The sequence below is a fragment of the Ruegeria sp. B1 genome (assembly GCF_056535885.1).
This window is the reverse complement of record NZ_JBQFJA010000002.1, coordinates 129400-154853: the sequence shown is the minus strand read 5'-3', so window position 1 is coordinate 154853 and position 25454 is coordinate 129400. Positions and strand designations below refer to the sequence as shown.

The following is a 25454-nucleotide window of genomic DNA, read 5'->3' as shown; positions in this document are numbered from 1 at the left end:
GTACCGGCTGCTGTTCTCCGCCGTCCCTGAGGCCCTGGTTCAGACCTGCATCGTGCATCTGGTGCGCTATGCACTGCGCAGCTCTCTCGGCAGATGAAGTGGCCGAAACATCTGCCCGTGCGGCTCAAAACCTGTGACTGAGGGCAAATCCAATGTAGGGATTGGGGTCACCGCCTTGTGCGCGATATCCCGCGTTAAACAGAATTTCCGGTCCGGGCGCTTCTGAAGCAAGCTGATAGGTCAGGCCAATATCTATCGGCCGCACTGAAGATGTAATCTGCACAGTTTGAGAGCTTCTTGTCACGCCCGTGCTTTCCTGACCGGCCACTGCTGCAACCCTGTCCCGGGGGAGGTCGATTGAAATCTCACCAGAGGAGATCTGGAGCGGACTGGATATCGACAAGTGCATCGTGCCTGGGCTGCCGAGAAAGCGTTTCTTGCTGATTGAGACGCTGCCGGCACGCCCCGTCAGGCTTTTGCCGCCCGTGACCAGGCCTGCCTGTTTGAAATCTGTCCTGCTTTGCGTGCCCGATACCGTCAGGAGCGTGCCCTGCCCGACCGCAACAGATCCGGATATTTCCAAGAACGAGGTAGAGCTGCGTCCGTCCTGACCCGCGGCTCCCATGAAGCGGGATCCAAGGACTGTGCCGTTTTCTTCTATGAGGCCGAACTGGGCAGAAAGGCCTGACCCATCTTTGTCTTTTGCTTCAAGCCCTATGCTGGTCCTTGAGAAGGAGCCCGTGGATGATCCGACCGCGTGGTCAGTAATAAGGGCCAGCGCTTGTGTGAGTTCAAACTTGTGCCTGAATGAGTAGTCTTCTGTCAGAAGCTGTCCAAATGGATCTGCGTCTGGATCTATGTCGCCGAGAGTTATCTCATAGGAGAACACATCCCCATCAAAACGGAGACCTGTTCCGTGATCTGAACGCATGAGTGTGAGGCTGTCGCTGACCTTTGTTTCCCTTGTGATCGCAAGGCGGGGTCTTGGCGCCTTGAGTTCGGAGACCAAGGCACTGGCAGCAAGCTCAAATCCGCGCGTATACGCATCTGCAACCATCAGGGTCTGCCCTGCGAGGGCCTGGTTGAGGGCTGGCGCCAGGGCGCCGCTGGCGACGATGCCCGTTTCGGCGAGAGGCATGGCGGCGCTCTCGATGGTGTTCCCCTGGTAGACGACAAGCTCACCCATAGGAAGCATGGCGCGTTCCAGATTGAGGAGGCCCTGCCCGTAGATCGGGTCAACACCCGGCTCACCGAGATCTTCGGCTGCCGCGAACATAATCTCAGCGATTACGGGTGCTGTCAGGTGTGGCCACTGGCTCTTCAATACGGCATAGGCGCCAGTGACATAGGCGGCTGCAATGGATGTTCCGTTCAAGTGAGTGAAGCCGTTGCCGTTGGGGATGATAATGACACCTGCGCCTGGCGCAGCGAGGCAAAAGTGCATTGCGACGCCACAGTGGTTGGAGGAGTGCCATAGGCTCTTGTCTTCACGGACAGCAACGACGGCGATGAAGTAACCGAGATAATCGTCCAGCACGACCGGAATGCCTGCAGTGACTGAGACGTCGGGCAGGCCGCCGTTGCCTGCGCCAAAAACGGTCATCAAGTCTTCGGATTTGGCTCTATTCAGGGCGGTGATGGTTTTGTCGCCAAGAAATTCTTTGAGATTTTTGCTATTTTCGTCCGGAGTTTCAGTTGTGAAATCCGTGATTGGCATTTCGACGATGAAATCATCGACAATTTTGGTTCGAACCCAGCTGTTGTTCATGACATGCGCACCAGCGTCAATTGCGCGGTTTATGGCATCAGCCCATATGCTCTCGATCGGAATCGTAAATTCGGTGTAGTCGCCCCGTTTTCTTATTCCATTGAAGATGACAAGCTCGGATTCAAAGGCAACGCCGTGCAGGCCTTGACCGTTTTTCCTGCCTGCAGCGATGTTGGCAACATGCGTGCCATGACCGGAACGGCCATGACCGTCAGGTTCAGAAATATCGTCGGGGTCTCCGACAAAGTGGACCGGACCAAGTTATTTTGGACTGCGGAGCGCCTTAATCTGGATTGATCCGGTTTCATGCATTCGGTCTTTCCGTCTGGATTGAGGTGGTGAAGGCCCTGCCGCGGATCTCATGGCGAGCGCCTGTGGTGAACCATAGCCAATGGCTATTCAAATATAGGATTGGAATATTTCCCAATACAGTCACCGGGCCCCAGTATTGGGCAGGAAACGAATGGCGCGCCCACATCTGCAATAAATTCAGTCTGTTACTTGCGAGCCGCGTGGGTCCGGCTGTTCATCGGTATCAAAGGCGCGCGGTCGCAGCCGCGTGGTCACAATTTAACAGCTAAAGAGTAGCAATCATTATGCGCCTGTTTAAGATGTTAGCCCTGACCACCACTGCCATTGTCATCTTGGCCACCTCCGTCTCGGCAAATATCTACGCAGGTCAACTCTCTTCCTATTCAGATCAACAGGTCTTGAGCTACCTCGTCCGGGAATATGCGCGAGATCCATCGACCTTCGAGGATGCGCATGCGTACATCCTCCTGAACCGGCCCGAGATTTTGGAGGACTACCTCCTTCGAACCTCAGGCCCGGCGCCAGACATCCGTCGTTTTTCCCTTTCGCAGCCAAGCGCGGGGGAGACCTCCGGAATGGGTTCGACGATTGTTCTTGGTATCGTCGGAATGGCGTCTGCACTTTCACTTGCAGAAACTGGCGGTGGTGAAAGCCCTGGTCCCAGCCCATCACCTTCTCCAAGCCCTAGCCCAGGCACCGATCCTGAGCCAATCGAACCAGAGCCAGTTGAGCCTGAGCCAGTCGAACCAGAGCCAGTTGAGCCTGAGCCAGTCGAACCAATTGATCCCGGTCCCGGACTTGACGATCCCGCCTACTACCAAACCCCGGAGTTCAACAAAAACTATGCCTTGTCTCTGATTGGCGCCGATGAACGATACGCAAAGGGCATGCAAGGACCCGGACCCGGAAAAGGACAGGGCGTAAAGATTGCCATCCTAGACACGGGCATTGATGTCAACAGTCCAGAATTCGCTAACCTTCCAAACGTCGCCAATAAAATCGACTTTGACAACAGCCACTCCTACTTTGTCGGAGACCCCGACGATATTTCTGAACCTGACGGTCATGGCCGTTCCGGTCATGGCACGCATGTTGCCAATATCGCGGCAGGCAGGAAAGACGGTCAAGGCCTGCACGGCGTTGCCTTTGAATCCGAGCTTGTCATCTTCAAAGGAATAAGAGCACGGGGCAACTTCGACATCCGGCTCATGTCAACTACAGAGATGTGGGCTGATGCCATACACCGCTCCATCAACGCCGGGGCTGCCGTCATGAACAACAGCTGGGGTTACCTCGATGAAAACCGTGTCAGCGTTCCAATCACCGATTTCCAAAGTGCCTCCGAGCTCGAAGCGTTTTTTGAACCCGCCCGCTTCCAAGCTTTGATTAAAGCCCTGAATGACGCCAAAGAGGCTGACTTGATGACCGTTTTTGCCGCAGGCAACAGCGGCCTGCCCGACGTCTCAGTCAGTGCAGGCATTCCAGTCGTGCTGGACGATTATCACGGTTACTTCATCGCCGTCGTCGCTGTTGATGAAGACAAGAGCCTATGGCACTCCTCCAACCACTGTGGCGTCGCAATGCACTTTTGCCTCGCTGCGCCAGGCGCACGTGTCATTAACATCCCCGACGGCAACGGCTTCGTTCATAAAGACGGAACATCCATGGCCGCCGCCTATGTCACTGGAGCCTATGCCGTATTGAAGAGCCAGTGGCCTTTGCTGACCGCCCCCGAAATCGCTCAGATTTTGTTCGAAGCAGCCGAAGATCTCGGTGACCCGGGTGTTGACCCGAAGTACGGGCATGGCCTTCTGAATCTGGCCAACGCCATGCATCCGATGGGTGAGCTTGTTGTCTACCAGGGCAACACCACCAAAAGCGAAGCGATCCCTCTCGCCAAAACGGGCATCGTCGCCAGCGGTGCCCTCGCTCCAGCCCTCAACCAGGCCCTTGCAGGACAAACTGTGATGGTTGCAGATAAGTATACGCGCGGATTTGAGCTTGCTGCCAGTTCTTTGGTCTCTGAACTCAAGGCGCCAAGACCTCGTCTCACGATCGCAAAGGAAGTTAAGGTCAGCGACACCCTGACAGTCATGAACTCACATCACAGCACCGGTCTCCGTCTTGATGGAGGTGTTTTTTCCTACGAGATGAATCTCGGAGACGAGGATCCAGGCGCAGATCCATTTGGACAGCTTCTTACGGAAGACTACTCATTCGGACACGCGTTCAAACTCACAGAAGCGCTGGCGCTGACGACGGACCATGCAATCGGGTCATCCGCTGACTCTTTCACAAAGACCAGCATAGGGCTTGAAGCCAAAGACAGGGATGGGTCAGGCTTTTCTGCCCAGTTCGGCCTTATGGAAGAAAACGGGACCGTGCTTGGGTCCCGCTTCATGGGAGCCGCAGGTCAAGACGGACGCAGTGCGACATCATTCCTGACGATATCGGGATCTGTTGCTTTTGGCCAAAACACGCTCCTGACAGTATCGGGTACGCAAAGCAGGACGGATTTCCGGCAAGAAGGTTTGATCACTGGCGGCGAAAACCTGGTGGGGCGTGCTGGCAGCGTCTCAATCAGCCAGCAGCATTTTCTCGGCAGTCCGGGTACGATGAGCTTGTCTGTCTCCAGTCCGCTCCAGATCTCCTCTGGTGAGATCTCAATCGACCTCCCTCAAGACAGGGTTGCAGCAGTAGCCGGCCAGGAAAGCACGGGCGTGACAAGAACCTCTCAAACTGTGGACATTACATCTTCAGTGCGACCGATAGATATTGGCCTGACCTACCAGATCGCTTCGGATGCTCCTGGACCGGATATTCTATTTAACGCGGGATATCGCGCACGAGGCGGTGACCAAAATCCCTACATTGGATTTGCGCTCAGTCACAGGTTTTGAAGCGCAGTGAGCGAAGCCTGATCGCAGGGAACAATTCCGCCGCCGCCAAAGCCGCGTAAGTTTTCGGATGATCAACGACCTGTAAGTGGAGTGTGGCTCACACGTGTTTAGCGTCATTCCAGGATATCAGGCGACTAATGTTGGACTGTTTACACCCGTTTGCGATGGCGGTCATCAGGATTTGGGTGAGGCACGCGCGCACCGCTCACGGTGTACCACCTGCTTGGGAAACTACTCTTCGCGCATGGCATGTGCGATCTGATCCTGGATTGGTTTGATAAGATAAGACAGGATCGTGCGCTCGCCCGTCTGGATCAGCGCTTCGACCGGCATGCCTGGCATCAGGATGTTGCCATCTATCTTCTCCCGTTCTCCCTCCAGAAACCGGAGCCGCACGGTGAAGAAACTCATTCCGGTTCCCTCATCGAGGGTCGTTTCAGCAGAAATCGTGACGACCTGACCTTTCAATTCCGGTGTTGTGCGCTGGTTTAAACCAGGCAGGCGAATGGTCGCCTGCTGACCCGTGAAGATCTGATCGACATCTGTCGGTGCGACCTGCGTTTCGATAATAAGCGCGTCTTCTTTTGGAACGATCAAAAGGACGGGTTCTGCCGGGCTGATGAAGCTGCCTCTCGTGTGCACGTTGAGTTGATGGACAAAGCCTGACCGTGGTGCCCGGATATCCATGCGAGAGAGCTGGTCGACAGACGCCGCTTTCTGCTCTGCAAGGCGTGCGATCTCACTGCGCGTTTCCTGAAGGCGCTGGAGCGTCTCAGCACGGTAGTCTTCCCGCAACTGAAGGATCTGAATACGTCTTTCGCTGATTTCCAGCTCGGTGCGGGCCGCTTCGGCCAGCAATGCCCCATGCTCACTTCGCAGGCGGGTCTTATCCCTGCGGACCGCCAGAACCCGGTTTGTAGCAACATAACTATTTTCCAGCAGTTTTTCGAGCCCGACAAGTTCCATATCAATCAAGTCGATCTCTTCTGCCTTGGCGTCCGCCTGAACCTCGAGATTGTTGATTTGGCTGTCGAGTTGATTGATTTGCTCATGGAGTTGATCCGTCCGACCCACCAACCCTGCCAGTCGTGCAGCCCTAAGCTGGCGCTGTCCTGCGGTAATACGAGATATCTCTGCATCAGAGGCACGGCTGGCGATACTCTCTGGAAAGACAATATCTGTCGCGTTGTCCCGTTCAGCAATCAGGCGTGCTTCCGTCGCAACCAGTTCGTCCAGCTGCTGACTGACAACTGCAAGATTTGCACGGGTGGTTGCATCGTCAAGACGCAGAAGAAGGTCACCCGCCTGGACCACATCGCCATTTTTCACAAGAATATCTGCAACAATGCCCCCTTCCTTGTGTTTGAGGGTTTTGACATTGGATTCGACAACAATGGCGCCCGGCGCGATGACTGCCCCGGAGATTTGCATCCATGCAAACCAGCCGATGAGGAACGTGAGAAGCGCGCAGAAGAACAGGCCAGCGCCCCACAGATGCCGCCTGATGCTGCGACGCAGTGTTTGGACAGTTTCACTCATGTCTTCGCTACACAGCCCGAACCGGTTTGGGGCTTTGCGTGAGTACCTGCTGCAGGACGTCTTCCTTTGGCCCGAAGGCCTGGGCGCGTCCCTCCTTCATGAACAAGACGGTATCCACGCCTGCCAGTGCGCTTGGCCTGTGGGCAATGACGATGACAATCGAACCGGCCTCCCGCAAGGCACCGATGGCCTTGGTAAGGGCGGTTTCGCCTTCAGAATCGAGATTTGAATTGGGTTCATCCAGGACGACCAGGAACGGGTTTCCATAAAGCGCGCGCGCCAGGGCGACGCGCTGCATCTGCCCGCCGGACAGTGTAGTGCCACCCGGTCCAATCTCGGTGTCATAGCCATTCGGCAGCGACTTGATCAGCGCCTGCGCATCGGCAAGCTCTGCCGCCCGGATGATATCTTCCGGAGGGGCTTCCATCTGGAAGCGGGATATGTTCTGGGCCACGGTTCCGGCAAAGAGCTGGATATCCTGTGGCAAATAGCCAATGAACTCACCTTGCCGATCCGGTGCCCACTGGAAGAGATCCGCGCCATCCAACCGGAGTGAGCCGCGCAGCACCGGATAGACACCAACCAGGGTCCGCGCCAGCGACGATTTACCAGCGCCCGAGGGGCCAATGATACCGAGCCCGTCACCTGCCTCCAGCGCAAATCCGACATTCTGAAGCACCGGATGGCCTACCGGACCCGAAACGACATTTTCCAGGGCCAGAGTTTTGGACGGCAATGGTAATTCCATGCGCTCAGGGTCTTCCGGGCGACCTTCCACGACATCCCGAAGGCGCTTGAACCCCTGTCTGGCCGCCACAAATCCGCGCCACTGGCCGACCGCCATCTCAACCGGAGACAGCGCCCGCGACGTCATAATGGAAGCCGCGATCATCACGCCAGGTGTAATCTCCTGACCAATGGCCAGCCAGGCGCCTGTTGCCAACATGACGGACTGCAGCATGAAGCGGAAGGATTTGGTGATCGTGCTAAAGAGGTTCGCCATGTCTGCGGCATGCCGCTGTTTTGTGAGAAAGGTTCCATTGAACGCCTCCCACTGCTCTTTCAGCGTTGCCGTCATACCCATGGCTCGAACGGCCTCGGCATTCCGCCTGCCCTGTTCAACAATGGCCGCGCGTTGAACGGCATGCCGATTGGCTTCTGCCGACGGCTTGCGCGATACCAGTTCGTTCAGGCCGATCAAAATACAAATGAAGACCGCGCCCCCAATGGCGACCAATCCAAGGATCGGGTGAAAGACATAGATGATGGTCAAGTACACCGGCATCCAGGGAAGATCGAAGATCGCCGTCGGCCCGGGTCCAACGAGGAACTGGCGCACGGTTTCGAGATCGCGCACCGGGTCGAGTGTTTCCGCCTTGCGGCCGATCAGAACCGGCAGCGTGATCGAGCATTCATAGCTCGTTGCAGAAAGCTGTGCATCGAGATGCTGACCGACGCGCAGCAGGACACGCGAACGGATGCCCTCGAGGACGCCATAGAACACATACATGCCACCCGCCAAACCAGCCAGCACGATCAGCGTTGGCACCGAACCGCTCGCCAGCACCCGATCATACACCTGCAGCATGAACAGTGGTCCGGTGAGCATCAGGAGATTGATCGGCAGGCTGAGCAGGCCAATGCCTGCGAATGTAGAACGGAGTGCCAGAAGGCACTCCGCAACACACCCGTCCTGGGAGCGTGATTGCGACACCATGCGTCGTGTTCGTTACGCGTGAAACCGGAAGTCGTCAGAGGACAGATCCGACACGACGACATTCTTCAGGACAATGCTGTTATCAGTATCCAGCGTGATGGTCGTATCGGTGCCGTCATCCGCCGCGCTGTTCAGGACGTCTGCATAGGATGCCAAGTTGGTGACACCCCTGAACTCGATGACATCCTCCGTCCCAGCACCAGCCACAAAATCAGTTATGACATCCTTGCCGAAACCGGGATCAAAGACGAAGATGTCGTCTCCCGTCCCCCCGGTCAGACGGTCATTACCAGCACCGCCGTTGAGGATGTCATTGCCCTCATGGCCGACGAGAACATCTTCACCACTGCCACCCGTGAGACGATCATCCCCCGTCCTGCCGAGAAGGGTCTCGTTGCTGCTGCTCGCAGACAGATTGAGCGTGTCGTCCCCGTCACCGCCGTCAAAGATTGTCCGGATGACCTTGTTGCCTTCCGCATCAAAGAGCTGAGAATAGATCTCGTAACCGTCAGGCGTATTAACCTGGCCATACGAATGCCAGCTGATCGCAAACCCGCCATCTTCCAGGCCGACGACATCGGGATACATCTGGTTGTGATAGATCCACTGCGTGTTCACCTGGAACTCGCCGCCGACTGTTGAGCCGTCAGCGGCGTATTTCTGACCATGAATACTGGCACCAGATCCATCCTGGCCATAAGATGTCCAGGTTGCTACAAATCCACCGTCTTGCAACCCGGACACCGAAACCCAGTACTGGTTATACTCCGTGGCGGTATTGATCTGGAATTCGCCACCTGCTGCTGAGCCATCGGCATTGTATTTTTGGCCATAGGCACCCCAGAATGCACCATCCTGATCAAAGGATTGCCAGGTGACGACAAAGCCTCCGTCTTCCAGCGCCGTGATTGAAGGCTCGCCTTGTTCGCTTGCCGTGTGCGTGTTGATTTGGAACTCCGCGCCAAGGGGGGTTCCATCAGCGTTGAACCGCTGACCATAGATACCAAACAGGTCTCCATCCTGCAGCGCGGACTGCCAGCTGACGACAAAACTCCCATCCGTCAGCACGGTGACAGTCGGCCAGATCTGTTGCCCCGCAGTATGCGTGTTCACCTGGAACTCGGATCCCGATGGCGTGCCGTCCTGGCTAAAGCGCTGCGCAAAGATGCCCCCCTGATCACCATCCTGACCGTCCGAATACCACACGGCAACAAAACCCCCGTCGTTCAGAGCAGCAACGTCAGGCAAGCTCTGATGTCCGTCAGTTTCGGTGTTGAGCTGAAACTCGCCTCCGACGGGCACGCCGCTTTCATCAAAGCGCTGGCCAAAAATGCCCTCGCCTGAACCATCCTGATCGGTCGACAGCCACACCACCACGAAACTGCCATCATTCAGACCGGCTGCAGAAGACAGCCACTGATCTCCGGAGGACGTCGCATTAATCACCAGTTCTTCGCCAATAGGCGTACCACTTGCGGAAAACACGCGGCCATGGACCTCATAGCCCGCAGCATCGGCCTGACTACTTGTCCAGGTGACCACATAGCCACCATTGACAAGCGCTGTGGAGCGGGCAAAGGCGCTTGTCGTGTCCGTACCGAGATTATCGCTGACCCGCTGCTCCGCTTCCAGTCTGATGTTAAACTCCCCGCCATCATCCTCAAAGCGGAACGTGTAAGCACCGCCTACCCCCGCGCTTCCTCCGAGAGCGTGCAGTTCAATAAAACCGTTGTCGGTTGACATCGTGTAGTAATCCATGGTGCCCGATAACGTTGCAACGGTCGATGTTGCTCCACGCACGACACTCACATTGACGACCGGATCGTAAACGTCCCCGACATCAAGCGTGAAGGTCTTACTGACCGCAAGATCACCTGCATCCGTGGCTGTGACCGTGAGGACAACCTGAGTTTCGCTCTCATAATCCAGGCTTTCACCGTCCTTCAGTTTCAAGTTGCCGCCCAGAACTTCGAAGCGGTCATCATCGACAGTATATGTAAACGTGTCGCCAACATCCGGATCGCTGACCGAGAGCATGCCAATCACGGCCCCGGCGTCTTGTTCCTGGACCTCTGAACCTGTCAATGTGAGATCTTCCGGAGCATCATTGACCGGTGTGATCTCAAGCGCGAAGGTCTCGCTTGTTGCAAGTGAGCCATCGCTCGCCGTCACCATGATGTTCAATGTGCCGTTGAAGTCCTGCGGCGGTGTGCCTGAGAAACTCTCCGCAACCGCATCAAACACCAGCCAGTCCGGCAGCGCCGAACCATCCGCAAGTGTCGCACTCAAAGTCAGCGCATCGCCATTCGGATCCGTGAATGCATTCTCTGGCAGTGCAAAGCTAACGGCCTCATCTTCTGCTGAAGAACGATTCTCCAATGCAAATGGCCCCTCAGGCGGATCATTGACTCCAATGACCTCAATGGAGACTGTTGCGGTGCTCTCCCCGCCATGGCCGTCACTGACCGTATAGGTGAAGCTATCCGTCAGGGTCTGGTCCCTCTCCAGAGCCCGAACATTAGCTGCGTTGGTGGGATCGTAGCTGATGGTCCCATCGGTGTTCAGCGTCAGGATAGCCCCCTGTGTGCTCATGGTCGAAACCTCTGACACCGTGAGCGCGTCCCCATCGACATCGCTGTCATTGGTCAGGAGCGTGGCGATGTCAATCGAAGTGACAACATTTTCTTCGATCGGAGTGGGGCTTTGCGCCACATCATCAGCTGCGACAGGCGCATCGTTTCTTCCGTGCACATCGATTGAAACACTTGCGGTGCTCACCCCGCCATTGCCGTCACTGACCGTATAGGTGAATGTATCCGTCAGGGTCTCACCCTCTGCCAGAGCCTGAACATCAGTTGCGCCGGTGGGATCATAGCTGATCGTGCCGTCGGTGTTCAGCACCAGGGTGGCCCCATGCGTACTCGTGGTGGACACATCTATCACCGTCAGCGCATCCCCCTCGACATCGCTGTCATTGGCCAGGAGGAGGGCGGTATCAATCAGGGTCACAGCATCCTCTGTGATTGGCGTCGAACTCAGCGCAACATCATCAACCGCAACAGGTGCATCGTTGACAGGGGTAATCTCAAGCGCAAAGGTATCGCTTGCTGAAAGAGACCCATCACTGGCCGTCACCGTGACACTCAACATGCCATTGAAGTCCTGGGGCGGTGTGCCTGAGAAACTCCCCGCAACCGCATCAAACACCAGCCAATCCGGGAGTGCCGCACCCCCAACCAGCGTTGCACTCAGGGTCAGCGCATCCCCGTCCACATCCGTGAATGCGTTCGCCGGCAGCACAAAGCTCACGGCCTCATCTTCCGCGGAAGCCTGATCAGGCAATACAATCGCCACAACAGGCGCATCATTGGTTCCGTGCACAATGATCGAAACGGTTGCGACGCCCACACCGTCATTGCCGTCATCGGTCGCATAGGAAAATGTGTCGATAAGCGTCTGGCCAACGGCCAGAGCCTGCACATCAGCTGCGCCGGTGGGATCATAGCTGATCGTGCCGTCGGCGTTCAGCGTCAGGTCCGCCCCATGCGTACTTTTCGCATTAACCGCTAGCATCGTCAGCGCATCGCCATCCACATCGCTGTCATTGGCCAGAAGGGCGGCGGTATCAATCGAGGTCACAACATCTTCGGTGATCGGCGTGGGACTTTGCACAACATCGTTAACTGCGACAGGTGCATCGTTGACAGGGGTAATCTCAAGCGCAAAGGCATCGCTTGCTGAAAGAGACCCGTCACTGGCCGTCACCAGTACATTGACCATGCCATTGAAATCCTGCGGCGGTGTGCCTGAGAAGCTCCCTGCAACCGCATCAAACACCAGCCAGTCCGGCAGGGCCGTGCCATCCGTAAGTGTCGCACTCAAGGTCAGCGCATCCCCATCCACATCCGTGAATGCGTTCGCCGGCAGCACAAAGCTCACGGTCTCATCTTCCACGGAAGACTGATCAGGCAATACAATCGCCACAACAGGCGCATCGTTGGCTCCATGAACAACCACGGAAACACTTGCGGTGCTCTCCCCGCCATTACCGTCCTCGACCGTATAGGTGAATGTATCCGTCAGGGTCTGACCCTCTGCCAGGGCCTGAACAGCGTCTGCGCCGGTTGGATCATAGCTGATCGTCCCGTCGTCTGTGTTCAGCGTCAGGGCCGCGCCATGTGCACTCGTCGGAGACACATCCATCACCGTCAGCGCATCTCCATCCACATCGCTGTCATTGGCCAGAAGCGTGGCGGTCTCAATCAGGGTGACAACATCTTCTGTGATAATCTTGTGACTTTGAGCAACACCGTTCGCATCAAAAACGCGGGCCTTGATGGCGAGGTCCCCATCGCCCTGCTGTCCGTCATGAGACTCCCAGGTGACAACAAAACCCCCATTGGCGAGGGCTGTCACACTCGGGTTCTGTTGCCAGCCATTGGTGAATTCATTGACCAGGAATTCACTGACAACCTCATCGCCATTCTCATTGAAAATGCGGGCCTTGATGGCAGTACCGGACGTATCCCCTTGCTGCTGGTCCTCAGACATCCAGGTGACAACAAAATGGCCATTGGTGAGCGCTGTAATACTCGGGTATACTTGCCAGCTATCGGTGAATTCATTGACCAGGAACTCACTGACAATCTCATCGCCATTCTCATTGAAAATGCGGGCCTTGATGGCAGAAGCGGACGCATCCCCTTGCTGCCCGTCATGAGACCCCCAGGTGACAACAAAACCCCCATTGGCGAGGGCTGTCACACTCGGGTCCTCTTGCCAGAAGTTGATGAATTCGTTGACACGGAACTCACTGACAATCTCATCGCCATTCTCATTGAAAATACGAGCCTTGACGGCAGACCAAGACGTATCCCCGTGCTGTTGGTCCCAAGAATGCCAGGTGACGACAAAATGGCCATTGGCGAGCGCTGTAACGCTCGAGTATAGTTGCGCGTCATTGGTGTATTCATTGACCAGGAATTCACTGACAATCTCATCGCCATTTGCATCGAAAATGCGGGCCTTGATGGCAGAACTGGACGTATCCCCTTGCTGCCCGTCAAGAGAATGCCAGGTGACGACGAAATGGCCATTGGCAAGGGCTGTCACGCTCGGCCAGCCTTGCATGTCATGGGTAACTTCATTGACCGGGAACTGACTGACAATCTCGTTACCATCCGTATCAAAAATACGGGCCTTGATGTCAAAACCAGACGGATGCCCTTGCTCCTGATCATTGGACGGCCATGTGACAACGAAATGGCCATTGGCGAGCTCGGTAACGCTGGGGGTCAATTGACTACCATTAGTAGACTCATTCACCAGAAATTCACTGACAATCTCGACACCATTCTCATTGAGAATACGGGCCTTGATGGCAGTTTCAGACGTATCGCCCGGCTGTCCATCATCAGACTGCCAGGTGACGACGAAATGGCCATTGGCGAGAGCGGTAACACTCGGGTCGCTTTGAGAGCCATCGGTGAAGTCATTGACCAGGAACTCACTCGGATCAACAGTATCATCAGCCGCGACAGGTGCATTGTTCATTACGGTCATTTCTTTATCCAATTCAAGCTGTGAGCAATTGAGATGATCTCATTTGCATGCTGTACATGTGAGTGATGAGTGAAAACCTGTTGTTATTGTGTCCAGCCCCAATTCTATGGGCCAGTTTTGAGCAAGGTTTCTGGAACGGGCGGTCGCATGTTTAGAGCCTGATGGGGTCTGACACGATTGTACTGTCTAAGCCAGGTATTGATGACGATCTGAGCCTGTTTGGTGGTGTGGAACCATTCTGCGTTGAGGACTTCCCGGCGCAGAGTGCCATTGAAGCGCTCGTTGTATCCATTCTCCCAAGGTGATCCCGGGTAGATTTGGATCGGCTTAATGCCCACCTTTCTTAACCAGGTCTGCAGGGCCGTTGCGATGAACTCCGCGCCGTTGTCGGAACGGATGTGTTCGGGCTTCCCGTGCCGCAATAAGAGTGGGTAGAGCGCATCCAGCACGTCTGCGCTGTTCATCTTCGGCTTGACCGCTACGCAGAGCGCCTCACGGGTATACTCATCCAGCACCGTCAGCATCTTGTAGCTCTGTCCGTTGCTCAGCTTGTCGTGGACAAAGTCAATGCTCCAGATGTGATTGGGATGTTGCGGTCGGAGCCGGATGATCGAGCTGTCCTTGTGGTACAGCCGTTTGCGTTTCTTGTGCCGTTGTGGGAGCTGCAAGCCTTCTTCGCGCCATAGTCGTTCGATCTTTTATGATTGACTGCCCAGCCTTCGACACGCAGCAGCTCGGCGACCTTGCGGTAGCCGTAGCGCCCATACCGTTTGGCCAATCGGATCATCGCCAGACGTAACGCCTCATCATCCTTTGGCGCTGCGCGGTATTGCAGCGTGCTCCGCGCCAATCCAATCACGCGACAGGTGCGCCGTTCAGAGGTTGCCAGCTTTTGTCGGGTGTGGACCACGGCCTGACGAAGCTGGTCTGCCGTCAGGCCTTTGGCTTTAGATAATCAAGGCTCTCCTTGAGAATGAGTTTGTCCAGTTCAAGCTCAGCCACGATTTTCTTGAGCCGATCATTCTCTTTCTGCAGCGCCTTCAGATTGGCCATCTCAGATCGTCCCATCCCACCAAACCGCTTGCGCCATGTGTAATAGGTCGCATCACTGACACCAGCCGTTCTGCACGCCGTCGCGACATCCGAACCAGATGCCAGGCCCAGCTCAATCTCGCGCAAAAGCCGCAGAATATCTTCGTCCGAATACCGTTTCCGCGCCATCAATCCCGTCTCCAAAACTAAGCCAACTGTGGCACAGTTTTAGGGGGCCAAGACACCAGGATTGCACACAAAAGACATTACTCTTGCGTCACCTGAACACGCCTCAAAAACTGTGATCACAAATTTTGGTCATTGGGTTGTATACACTTCTGGCATCAAACAATGCCGACCGGCCGAAGTGAATTTTGAGTTTCAACTCGCAGAAGTAGCTGACCAGCCAGCGAACGATAATCAAACTCTTGGTAGAATGGAAAACGCCAGATTCATCATGGAACAAACCATTTGCCAAGCCATTGGCGCGGCTTTCGAAGTCAATCGAAGTCGCATAGAAGCGAGGTGGGGCAGGGAATATCGAAATTGGCCTGTCGAGATGCAGTTATTCTATCATTGCCGAAACGCTTCTTTCCACGGCAATTCATTCAAAGTGTCGGATGGCCGTACCCCGGCCATTGATCCAAACAGCCCACCACAATGGAACCATCTTATCATCCCTGATAAGGGCATTACTGGGTCGCGCTTTGCTGGTGCTTTTTTCAGCGCGTCCTTAGTTTTGCCCTTCCTTGCCGATATCGGTAATATGTTGCGTTAGCCCAACATCTGATTTCTTTTAGACAACGAGTTTTCTCTGGGTCTGCTTAGATCCGCACAGCTGCCATTTTTACCAGCAGTGTTGGAGCGTCCCGGCAATGGCTGGTTAGGGCTCTTTCTACCAATTCAAGCTTGTCGCAGAGAATGTCCGCGGCGAGCCCTTAGCGTTAGTTGCTAAACGGCGCGAGCGAAGGTAGCTCCGTAGTATGAAATATACCTTGGGATTTCCGATCAAAGCACAGGCCAAACAGATTTGCGCGATCTGGGAAGCTGGGTGGCACGAAGCTCATGCCAACATTGTACCGGCTAGCCTGCGCGAATTGCGCACTGCCAGCAGTTTCTTTGACCGTACCATTGCAAATCTTGCAAGCACGCGGATAGCGAGTGACGGCGCCGAAGTGCTCGGGTTTTGCATGGTCAAGGAAAATGAACTTTATCAGATGTATGTATCGCGGGGAGCGCGGGGAGCCGGTATAGCTCAAGCGCTGATTGAAGACGCTGAAGAACGTATCCGACTTGCTGGGCACAATGTAGCTTGGCTTGCCTGTGCGATTGGAAACGACCGAGCAGGTCGCTTCTATGAAAAGTCCGGGTGGACCAACACGGGTCCGCGGATTGTGGAATTCAACACTTCGGAAGGAACTTTTCCTTTGGAGGTATCAAGATTTGAGAAAATTCTGGAGAATAACAACGTCTGATGAGCCCCGCTCATCCGCCGTCCGTGAAGCGTCTGGGAATGTCCGGTGTGCGCTGTTCGCGAAGTGCTGCACATGCGAAAGAAGGAGGCTTGGCCGACGACGGCAATGGGCTCAAAGTACCTGTCTGTGCTTACCGCAGCGAGCGGCAGGAGCGTTCCAGGATGAGCTTGGGGCTTAACAGCCGTGATATTTCTTCACCTTTGGCGGGGTGTCCGGGGATGCGCAAATGCCGTGTAGAACCCTCTGAAACACTGCCTCGGAAACATCGGGCTTCGGTGTAATCATTTTTTGTTCCACCAACGCATCAATTTGCGCCGCTTCTACGACCTTTGATCTGGCATAGAACACAAATGACAGATGCCGGATGAACTCATGGTCGCCAACATCCAATTCGCATGTGTTGTCGCAACCGTCGTAAAAGCTGGAAACCGGTACAATTAGGTTACCGCCCAATGGGCAGGTGTCATTGCAAACGATATGCAGGTGTTTCATTTCTGGCTGGGTGGGTGTCCCGGATTGTAAAAGAAAAGTTCCGCGCTGGTACGCCATACTTTACAGGGAACCCAGAAGCGCTGACGCTTGGTCTAGGCTTTCCAGCTCGCGGGCGCGTTCGACTGATCGTTCTAAACCCACTGCCGCCATCATTCTATCAAGAGGAATTCGGCGCGACGATCCGTTCGGGTTTTCCCATTCCGGGATGTGGTCGTGGGTCCAATCGGCCAGATCAAAGCCATTCATATGACCGAATTCTGACCAAACATGTTCCAGAACACCGATTTCTCGTTCGCTTAACTCGTCCAGAGCCTCAAGAGTTATGTTTTGGTTTGCTAAGCCCACGTCATTGTTTGCCCTATCCCGCAAGAAATCTGACCATCCGCCATCGTCACGATAAGATCCGTTGAGATAATCCAAGGTGGTAGAGTTGACCGGGCCGTGTGGCATGGAGAAGCGGGCCTCATACTGTATGGGGTGCCCGCGCTGGCGAAGGCTTTCGCGGTCTGCCAAGTACACCAGCTTCACCACTTTAAGCACATTGATAGCTCCGCCCTCTTTCAATGCGAAAAAGGCGATAGTTTGTGCAGCTTTTCGTGGATCGTATGGCATTTTGGGCAGTTATCCTCTCACGCTAAATATGGGGGAAATCTACGCACGAAACAAGCTGTCCCCGAACTTTGTAGATGAATTGTTGCCAGACCGATCGCCTCAAACGCTGCACCTGAGGCAAAAGTTGTGAAGTCTTGGCCGCTTTGCCGGTGGGACTGAGGACAGCAGGGTACGAACAGCTTAACCGTGAGCCGCAGCCCAACAAGAGATAAGTGGCGGTTCCCTGAATGGCGGCTTCGCGCCGTTCGCGACTTGCTGCGCGCGCATAGTAAGGAAGCGTGGCTAAAGGCAGCTGAGGGCTCTTAAGACCACTTCGTGGAAGTCGCAGAGAAAGCCAGCTGCGAGCCCATATTGATCATGCCTCGCTGCGCGTCAAACGGATATTGCAGGGGATGCTGCTAAGACGGAATTGCGTTAAAGTCGATCTTCTGGAAGCGGTCCACTTGCTTCTTCAGTACCGTCCAATCGAATTCATAAAGCTCTTCGTCGGTCCAATCATCTGGATATTTAATCCGGAACAATGAGCCAGTCGCAGCCTCTAGAGGGTGGTAATCGTACCCAGAAACCAAGAGCGATGTAGAACCTGCGGAGAAATCCTGGTCGCGAAACTGAGAGGTGTCGAGAATAAGGAGGCCAGCAACTGCCATCACGAGGTTCTCAAGGTTAGCTTTCTTGAACTCATTGTGCCGGTCGTGCTTGCTTGCGTTGTAGGCTTGATACCACGGGAGACTTAAGCCAGGGATAGACGGACCGCCGCGTCCCGGTTTCCATGGTTCGAAAGGTTTAAAGAGCTTGTTCTCGCCATTCCAGATCGGCAGCATCACTTCGTAAGAGGACAAGTGATGCGTAGCGTCCACCTTCCTGTAGTCGGTCATATTCAGTGATCGTTTCGTCGGAGGTGAATAAGTGTTCTCCGTCAATATTGCCTTGAAGTTAGCTTCGATCTCGATACATGCTCGCATGAGAAGTGCGTGTATTCGGTAGGAATATGCCATCCGACATTCATCGCCTGGCTCCAGATACTCGAAGATTGACAGAAGGTCGTTTTGGATTAGCGTGAGCGCACGCACATAGTGCTCCGCATTCGCGGCATATTCCGGGTCTACTATATAAGCCCATCCGCTGCAGCCTGACTGGGGACCGAGTTTAATACCTCGATGATTTCGATGAAACGGCTTTGCTATACTCATGACACCATCCACTTGGCAATACTACGCTAACCTATAGAACTGCTCTGCGGGATTACAACGGATTGGGTTGCGCCTCTGGAGGCATTCATGGATTTGCGACTTGTGCTGTGGCGTCTTCGTCCGAACCGTGTCGAGTTCTCGGTTTCGCACGTGGCCGCTTTGTCCGCTTACCGGACGCATGCACACGCAGAGATCAAGTAGCTTGGGAAAGGCAGGTAGGGGCTCATTCTACCAATTCAGGATTGTCGCGGAGAATTGGCTGATATTCGGCGTGGTCGCTGCGCTGCCGCTTTGGTTGCCTGCTCGCTGACCTTCCAATCATCACAACGACGAGACCCGACCCTCCTCAGAACATCACTTTAAAGCCTGCGCTTGCGCTGAGAGCACTGACATCCCCGGCGTTGCTGAGCCCGGTGGCATAGGAGGCCTCGCCAAACAGGTCCACGCGGTCATTCCACGCATAGCTGCCCCCAATCCCAAACCCAAGCGCCCAAGCCTCGTTCTCACTCGTCAGCGACGCCGGCCCAACCCGCACCTCGCTGCCAGACCCAAAATCATGGTACAGGTTCACCATCCCGTAAACGCCGCTCGCACCCTGATCCTGCGCCCCAAACTCAAGCCCAAGCCGCAGCTGCTGGCTCACCGCATCCTCGAGCGACACCCGCTGCTCCCCCTGCGCCTCACTCGTGAAGTCACTGAACGTCACAGATGACAGGCTCAGCTGCGCCTGCGGGATCACCGTCAGCCGGGAGCCAAGGTCAAGCTGCTGTCCGGCCTCGATCGACAGCGCATAGCCCGTCCCGCTGTTGCCCTCGATCAAGCTCCCACGCCCGTCAGAGCTCAGATCGCTCGAGTAGGCGCTCACCGTCACCTGTCCGTCGACATAAAACCCCCGGCGGTCATACCACGTGGCCGCAAGCCCAAGGCCCAGACCCGTCGTCTCTATCGACCCGTCCCCAAAGTCTGAGCTCACATCCGTACTGCCCGTGCCATAGGACAGCATCAGCCCGCCCACGAGAAGACCTGCCGTGCTGGTGTCCAGCACAATATCCGCACCGATCTCCATCTCCCAGAGGCTGCTGTCGCGCGCCGCCCCCGTGGTGCTCTGCTCGGCCGCCGATGTGATCTGCTCCATCCCCATCTGGACCCACAGCGGAGAGCCACTGGTCTGAGCCCCTTGTCCGCTCCAGGCCAGGGTCCGGAAGTCTTGCGAGCTACCCCGCGCGTGCAGCCCAGAGGGCGCATTGAACGCCAGCAGCGAGGCACCATAGCTGTCATAGATCGGTGCTGAGGGTCCCCAGCTGATCTCGCCACCAGCTAACCGCGCGCTCAACGCCCACCATTTGCCGCCATCCTGCGCCTCAACTTCAGCCAGCCTGTAGAGGTGGGCACCCGAGATCACCGCGTGCTCCCCGTCCGACGTGACATAGTTGCCTCCCACAAGGGTGAAGGTCGCATCCTCAGACGTGCCGCCAACCGAGACCACGTAGATCTCAAGTGGTCCGCCTCCGGCGCTGGCATTGTCCAACCCGGCAAGCGACAGCACCATCTCGCCTGACGCGTTGCCGGTGATCTCAAGCCTGTCGGTGTTCGCACCATCAGCACCCATAACCGCATCCAGCTCAAAAACACTTCTTCCCGATCCGGTGTTGGTATAATCGCCGTCAATGGTGATCACATCACCTGCAGCCCCGTCCTGCACGCTTAAGGTCAAGTCACCCGCATTGGTCACGTCACCTGTGATGGTGAGCTCCCCGCCAGACGCGCGGAACGTAGACGTGGCGTCGATGGACAGGCCCATATCCAGCCTGTCCATCCCGTCCAGGCGCATCTCCATCTCATCCTTCAGCGTGAGATGCTCCCAGTTTCTAACGTTTTCCATTGAGGTCATCGTCCGGCGGCCATGCAGCGTCAGGTGATCGTTATCGCCCGAACCGCCGTCCAGGATATAGGAGGAAAAGTCAAAACTGGCTGTGGCACCAATCGTGGCCCTATCGTCACCCGCGCCAAGACGAACGTCCCCGGTCACGGTCCCCTCCAAGGTGACAACCGCGTCGCCATCCCCGTCTTGTATTGCAATGCCAGAGCCCCCCGCAGCCACAATGGCGGTGTCGGCGATATCAATTGTTCCCCCGCCTTCAGCGTCGGAGATCGTGCGGATCGCAGCGCCGTCGTCATCTGCGTTAAATCCGCCAGCGCCGCCCGTCACAATCCCAGCCACGTCCACGTCAAACTCTTTTACACCCAACCAAAATTTTGGGCTGTTGGAGTTGTGATCCACAGTCACGTAATTCCCTGAAACGCGAATTCCGTTTGAACCCGCCCCTGAAGCCGTGACAACAGCACCCGCATCCAGCTTGACAATCGTCTTGGCTTGCGACGTTGAGCCCGGAACAAACCTCACACCATTCACCATCGCATCCGCCTCTGCTTCCGCCCAAAGCCCATGAGAATTCCTCCCAAGCGTGGTGATACTGCCGCCCTTCATCTCCACGACCACATCGGCTGAGCCAGTGGTGTCCGCATGAAGCCCGTGGGAACCCTCGAATGCGTTGACCCTGTTCTCCGTATGGATCGTCCCTCCGGTCATGAGCGCTTTAGCCCCGTTTGTGTTGTCCGAGTTGTTTGTGTGATCCTCGTTGTGAATCCGCACATAAATCGCGGACGCCCCCCCGTGAGTCGTGGTGATTGTGCCACCACGCATTTCCGCCAGCGCGCTCCCCAGGCCACCATTGGCTTGCACAGAAATCCCATGAGCCCATCGACCGTTAATATTGATACTCCCGTTTCTCATGACAGCCTTTGCACTCGCCTCGGATGCACTCTCCGAGTTGTTGGACACCGCCCGTATCCCGTGCGCCTGCTCCCCTTCCGTGGTGATTGTGCTGCTGCCGTTGATGGCATTCATCTCCGCGATTGCGTCACAATCACAGGATGCATCTGCAGCCGCAGAAATCCCAGCGGATCGGTAACCTGTCGTACTAATCACGCCCCTGGTCATGCGCGCTGTCGCCGTAGCTTTGCTATTCGCCGTATTGTCATAGAGGCGCGCTCGAACCCCATGGGAATCTCTTTCCCCTCGCGTGATGATTGTGCCGCCACTCATTTCCGCGAGCACCTCGGCGCGGACATCGCCCTCAACCACCCCCCCATTGCTCTCTGCCAAAACCCCATGGGAAACGTTCTGGTGCGTCCTGATCAGCCCTCCGGTCATGCGCGCCGTTGCACTGGCTGCACTCCCCGTGTTTTTGTTGACCGACGCAGCAATCCCATGAGACGCTCCGCCGTGCGTGGTGATTGTGCCGCCACTTATTTCAGCGATCGCCGCGCCACCAATGGAGTCGGTTCCTGCAGAAAGCCCAGAGCTTGATCCGCTGTGACTATTGATACGCCCTTCGGTCATTTCCACCTTCGCCGTGGCGTTACTCCCCGCGTTTTTGATCTCCGCCCGAAGCCCGTAACTAAGGACAGCATGCGTGGTGACATCCCCGCCATTCATTTGCGCGGTCGCATCTCCACTGCCCTCGGTATACGCCTCAAGCCCGTGGTTATTGTAGTTAAGCGCCGGACCATCAGTGGTAACGCTCCCGTGGTGCAGTAGCACAGCGATATCGCCTGAAGTATTATCCGCCCCACGCACTGCCGCCCCAGAGACACCCCAAGCTTCCACCGTGATGGGTGCGTAATTGTCTGCGTTGTCTGGGGCATCAAGCATCAGAGTGAGCCCATCTGGCCCGGCATTGTATTCGATGCCATTGTGGGGAGTGATACCCGGAGAGGGAATGCTGGCGTCAGGGCACACTCTGACGACGCCGTTTATTATTTGGCCGCAAGCGGGGGCCGCCTGAGCATCAGCCTGGTCCGCTCCTCCGATGACAAGCGCCGCAGCAGTTGCCACAACCAACAAACCTGGTGCAATGCTCGCCACACGCCCCTTGAACTTGGTCAAACGACCAGCCCGAACCGAGACATTAAGCGGGCGAAGGGCGGGCTGGGTATCTGAGGACTGGTTTGTCATTCTGAAACTCTCCTGTGAGGGACTTGAGCACAATCGAGGCAAGGCACCGCCCTGCCCGTCAGGCAGTCAGTGGGTTGGTAGAAATGCGGGCAAAGGTATGGGCATCGGCCGGAGGCGTTGTTTGAGCCTCAACCGGAAGCGAACCACAGTTGACGGTCGGCCGCGCTGCTTTCGCGCCGTCCGTTCTGATCGCGGTAAAAAGTGTAAGGGAGTTGCAGCTGATCTCGCACCGGTAACCGCCACATAGGGCGTCACCAGAGGGCAGTACGGCTGTGTCAGACCACCCAATCCGGAAACCAGGGGCGGACTGTCAGTTAACCCACACGCGGTGCCCGACTTGCGGCCGGATGTTAGGCTGTCAGGATGATGTAACCGGTTAGTGCTGCAGTGTGCGCCAAGGCGTAGCGGCGGCCCGATGAACCGATGAACCGATGAACCGATGAACCGATGAACCGATGAACCGATGAACCGATGAACCGATGAACCGATGAACCGATGAACCGATGATACGCCAGACCCAACCGGCCTGCAAGTAACAGGCTGAATTTATTGTGCAAATTGGCGGTTTTTAGCCAAGCACTCGCAGGCCAATCAAATCGTCCCATACCGAACAATAGAACCAGTTGACTGCCTTCGGGAAATTCCCAAATCCTATCTTTAAATAGATACCCGCTATCGTGAGCACTGCCCTTGTCAGGCATTTAAATTATCAACACTACCTGATGAAACCAGAGGGAGACTGCAAGTGAGCGGACTTTGCCACCGTTGACGGAAGACTTGAAACACTGCGCGAACAAACACCCTACAGCGGAAAAAGTGGTCGCGGATCTGAAGTTTGTGTTTTGGCAGAACGTGTTTGTCAAAGGTCAGGATAGTCGGATTTGGAACAAGCACTTTGCTTCAGCTTTTCCGGGATACGATAAAGCTCTGACGATTCCTCCAGCGCGGGGCCAGGTGCACGCGACGATTGACAGCATTCGACGGTTTCGCAACCGCATTGCACATCACGAACCTACTTTTGCGCGTAATCTTGCAAAGGATCGTGATGACATACGGCGGATAGTTGAATGGTGACGTCCTGGAACCACACAGTGGTTGGATAGTGTCGAGTAAGTCACTAAATTGCTTAACCAGCGCCCATAAACTGGGCCGTGCGAAACTGCTGACGACGCGTCTACATCTTTATTTGTGATGACTGTTGCAGGAGCATCGCAGTCGTCAGGGGGGTGATCGTTCGAGGCAATCCAGCAAAAACAAAGAGGACGAGTATGCAAACCCCACAAACCGAACTGACTATTGAAGCATTTACCACTCTGCGCAATCTCTTAGAGCTTCGCGGGCCTTTTGCCCGCATGGGCAAACACGAACGGCAAGCCGCAGCCTTTGAGCTGGCCGATGCTATGCACAACTTTGATCCGACTAATGAGGTCACTTTGCCAATCGTCCGCAAGTCGTTACGCGATCTGGATGAAAGCTATCCCCGTTGTTTGGATCGCGCTCCGGGATTGCGTCATTTTTCGCAAGAGGATTTAGATTGATCCTGTAAAAAAGCTCAGCCGGAGCAATCGCCCCTGCCCCACCTTCACGACCCCATGTGGAGTTTTTGGAGAGTACCGCAAAGTGTGTACGCCTCCGGGGACGCAGCCCTGCTTGGCGAGTATCATTTAAGGAACGCCGCCTGACGCCGATCAAGAACCCAGGCGGTATTCTCAGAGCAATGACCAGGCGCTACGCCGTTGGAGATCTGCGGATTAAGGCCAGCCTCATCGCATTGGCAAAACGAGGGTCCTGAACCATGCAATTCATGAGGTGGCAAATTCTCCGCATCTGATGTGCTCAACTCTCCAAAACACTAGTTCCAATTTAGGGGGCGACTGGTTTACCCCCTGCTTAGGCTCGAAACGGACACTTGGCGTTGCAAATGTCTGAGCCTCCCTCACAACTTGCCGCCTACTGTGAGAGCCTGCGCTAACCCCTCAGAACTGCTTGGTCAGTCGCTCTTTTATCCACTGTTCCAGTTCATCTTGGCTGACATCGCCGGTAACCACATCAACCACCAGATCATCGATTCTGTCATCATCTCGGACGGCTAGTTCGTAGCCGCTGTTGGCACACAGAACTTCCATTGAAAGCCAGGCTGTGCGCTTGTTCGCGTCGTTAAAGCCGTGCGATGTTGCCAATCCATGCAGCAAAGCAGCCGCCTTGGCGTGCATCATGCGGTGATAACCGTGATACGGCCTGCCAATAGCCCCCAGGATGCTGTCTAGATTACTGATTCCGGGAAGCCCGCCGAATGCCTCTAGCGACTGTTCATGGGCTTCCAGAACGTCGCCGAGCTTCACCCGGTAGTGCCGTTTACCGATTAGCCAGTCGCTTAAGAGCGTCCCTGTTTGTGGTGATCGATTTCTTCACGGTGGAAGGCGCTGATTTGGAAGATGTGTAAACAGCCGCAGTTCCACCGTTCTTGCGAACTGTGAATTTGCCGGAGCTGGTATTTCGGCTCACTGTTGCACTGCTCTTCTTAGGCATTGCGCTGGTACCCTTTCATTACGTGATGTTACCACAAATGCACATCAACGACCAAGTTATCAAGCTTTCGTAAATCGGGTGTGACCTATAAGAGCGCCAAAACCCACAGCAGCGCCACAGTTGCGGCAATTCCAACCATGGCTATCCCCAAATGGGCTCAGAGCGGTCATCAGCAGTTGTAGGCAGTCATAGTGTCGGTTCGAACCGCATCAAGGGCGGCTCTGCGCAGTTTGCGGCCCGCTGCATGAGCGAAAGGCGGAAGTGGGATCAAGGGCAGCTTCGGGCTCAAATCATCTGTCTGAACCCGC

At 55.7% G+C, this 25454-nt stretch carries 15 protein-coding genes and 1 pseudogene; 5 read left to right on the top strand and 11 right to left on the bottom strand.

What is annotated here, in order from left to right; all coding sequences use genetic code 11:
- Window positions 1–124: 124 nt before the first annotated feature.
- Window positions 125–1939: a S8 family serine peptidase gene (locus ACR3ES_RS23390; RefSeq protein ID WP_480425960.1), complete on the bottom strand. Its 1815-nt coding sequence runs from the start codon at window positions 1937–1939 to the stop codon at window positions 125–127.
- A gap of 425 nt (window positions 1940–2364) precedes the next feature.
- Here ACR3ES_RS23390 and ACR3ES_RS23385 point away from each other — a divergent pair, with 425 nt between their 5' ends.
- Window positions 2365–4980, top strand: a complete 2616-nt coding sequence (locus ACR3ES_RS23385; protein WP_480425870.1) for a S8 family peptidase — start codon at window positions 2365–2367, stop codon at window positions 4978–4980.
- A 231-nt stretch (window positions 4981–5211) separates the two neighbouring features.
- Here the strand turns inward: ACR3ES_RS23385 and ACR3ES_RS23380 are convergent, their stop codons facing one another.
- The 4 genes and pseudogenes from ACR3ES_RS23380 to ACR3ES_RS23365 form a co-directional block, all read right to left on the bottom strand.
- Window positions 5212–6519, bottom strand: coding sequence for an HlyD family type I secretion periplasmic adaptor subunit (locus tag ACR3ES_RS23380; protein ID WP_480425868.1), 1308 nt, complete (start codon window positions 6517–6519; stop codon window positions 5212–5214).
- Between the two features lie 7 nt (window positions 6520–6526).
- A complete protein-coding gene (locus ACR3ES_RS23375) occupies window positions 6527–8236 on the bottom strand; it encodes a type I secretion system permease/ATPase (protein WP_480425866.1) in 1710 nt (569 codons plus the stop codon).
- Between the two features lie 12 nt (window positions 8237–8248).
- Window positions 8249–13798, bottom strand: a complete 5550-nt coding sequence (locus ACR3ES_RS23370; RefSeq protein ID WP_480426245.1) for a tandem-95 repeat protein — start codon at window positions 13796–13798, stop codon at window positions 8249–8251.
- 104 nt (window positions 13799–13902) lie between these two features.
- Window positions 13903–15019 (bottom strand): annotated as a pseudogene (locus tag ACR3ES_RS23365) (IS3 family transposase).
- A gap of 61 nt (window positions 15020–15080) precedes the next feature.
- Here ACR3ES_RS23365 and ACR3ES_RS23360 point away from each other — a divergent pair.
- A complete protein-coding gene (locus ACR3ES_RS23360; RefSeq protein ID WP_480425860.1) occupies window positions 15081–15608 on the top strand; it encodes a hypothetical protein in 528 nt (175 codons plus the stop codon).
- 205 nt (window positions 15609–15813) lie between these two features.
- Window positions 15814–16305, top strand: a complete 492-nt coding sequence (locus ACR3ES_RS23355; protein ID WP_170438205.1) for a GNAT family N-acetyltransferase — start codon at window positions 15814–15816, stop codon at window positions 16303–16305.
- Window positions 16306–16479: 174 nt separating this feature from the next.
- On the opposite strand, the gene ACR3ES_RS23350 is transcribed toward ACR3ES_RS23355, so the two are convergent.
- From ACR3ES_RS23350 to ACR3ES_RS23330, 5 genes are all read right to left on the bottom strand, one after another.
- Window positions 16480–16797: a hypothetical protein gene (locus ACR3ES_RS23350; protein ID WP_480426247.1), complete on the bottom strand. Its 318-nt coding sequence runs from the start codon at window positions 16795–16797 to the stop codon at window positions 16480–16482.
- A 60-nt stretch (window positions 16798–16857) separates the two neighbouring features.
- Window positions 16858–17409, bottom strand: coding sequence for a Panacea domain-containing protein (locus ACR3ES_RS23345; RefSeq protein ID WP_170438207.1), 552 nt, complete (start codon window positions 17407–17409; stop codon window positions 16858–16860).
- Between the two features lie 398 nt (window positions 17410–17807).
- Window positions 17808–18599, bottom strand: a complete 792-nt coding sequence (locus tag ACR3ES_RS23340; RefSeq protein WP_170438208.1) for a hypothetical protein — start codon at window positions 18597–18599, stop codon at window positions 17808–17810.
- A 346-nt stretch (window positions 18600–18945) separates the two neighbouring features.
- Window positions 18946–22617, bottom strand: coding sequence for an autotransporter family protein (locus ACR3ES_RS23335; RefSeq protein WP_480426282.1), 3672 nt, complete (start codon window positions 22615–22617; stop codon window positions 18946–18948).
- 350 nt (window positions 22618–22967) lie between these two features.
- On the bottom strand, window positions 22968–23174 hold the full coding sequence (locus ACR3ES_RS23330) for a hypothetical protein (protein ID WP_480426251.1): 207 nt from the start codon (window positions 23172–23174) through the stop codon (window positions 22968–22970).
- Window positions 23175–23382: 208 nt separating this feature from the next.
- Between ACR3ES_RS23330 and ACR3ES_RS23325 the strand changes: the two genes are divergently transcribed.
- Window positions 23383–23691, top strand: a complete 309-nt coding sequence (locus tag ACR3ES_RS23325) for a hypothetical protein (protein ID WP_480493189.1) — start codon at window positions 23383–23385, stop codon at window positions 23689–23691.
- A gap of 194 nt (window positions 23692–23885) precedes the next feature.
- Window positions 23886–24155 (top strand): hypothetical protein, encoded by a 270-nt coding sequence (locus ACR3ES_RS23320; RefSeq protein WP_170438337.1) that lies wholly within the window; start codon window positions 23886–23888, stop codon window positions 24153–24155.
- A gap of 438 nt (window positions 24156–24593) precedes the next feature.
- On the opposite strand, the gene ACR3ES_RS23315 is transcribed toward ACR3ES_RS23320, so the two are convergent.
- Entirely contained in the window at window positions 24594–24959 is a 366-nt protein-coding gene (locus ACR3ES_RS23315; protein WP_170438335.1) for a type II toxin-antitoxin system death-on-curing family toxin, read from the bottom strand.
- Between the last annotated feature and the right edge of the window lie 495 nt (window positions 24960–25454).

Bases quoted from the DNA above. Each gene is read 5' to 3' on its own strand.
- ACR3ES_RS23385 (WP_480425870.1), top strand. From the start codon at position 2,365: ATGCGCCTGTTTAAGATGTTAGCCCTGACCACCACTGCCATTGTCATC.
- ACR3ES_RS23380 (WP_480425868.1), bottom strand. From the start codon at position 6,519: ATGAGTGAAACTGTCCAAACACTGCGTCGCAGCATCAGGCGGCATCTG.
- ACR3ES_RS23375 (WP_480425866.1), bottom strand. From the start codon at position 8,236: ATGGTGTCGCAATCACGCTCCCAGGACGGGTGTGTTGCGGAGTGCCTT.
- ACR3ES_RS23370 (WP_480426245.1), bottom strand. From the start codon at position 13,798: ATGACCGTAATGAACAATGCACCTGTCGCGGCTGATGATACTGTTGAT.
- ACR3ES_RS23355 (WP_170438205.1), top strand. From the start codon at position 15,814: ATGAAATATACCTTGGGATTTCCGATCAAAGCACAGGCCAAACAGATT.
- ACR3ES_RS23350 (WP_480426247.1), bottom strand. From the start codon at position 16,797: ATGAAACACCTGCATATCGTTTGCAATGACACCTGCCCATTGGGCGGT.
- ACR3ES_RS23345 (WP_170438207.1), bottom strand. From the start codon at position 17,409: ATGCCATACGATCCACGAAAAGCTGCACAAACTATCGCCTTTTTCGCA.
- ACR3ES_RS23340 (WP_170438208.1), bottom strand. From the start codon at position 18,599: ATGAGTATAGCAAAGCCGTTTCATCGAAATCATCGAGGTATTAAACTC.
- ACR3ES_RS23335 (WP_480426282.1), bottom strand. From the start codon at position 22,617: ATGACAAACCAGTCCTCAGATACCCAGCCCGCCCTTCGCCCGCTTAAT.
- ACR3ES_RS23320 (WP_170438337.1), top strand. From the start codon at position 23,886: ATGCAAACCCCACAAACCGAACTGACTATTGAAGCATTTACCACTCTG.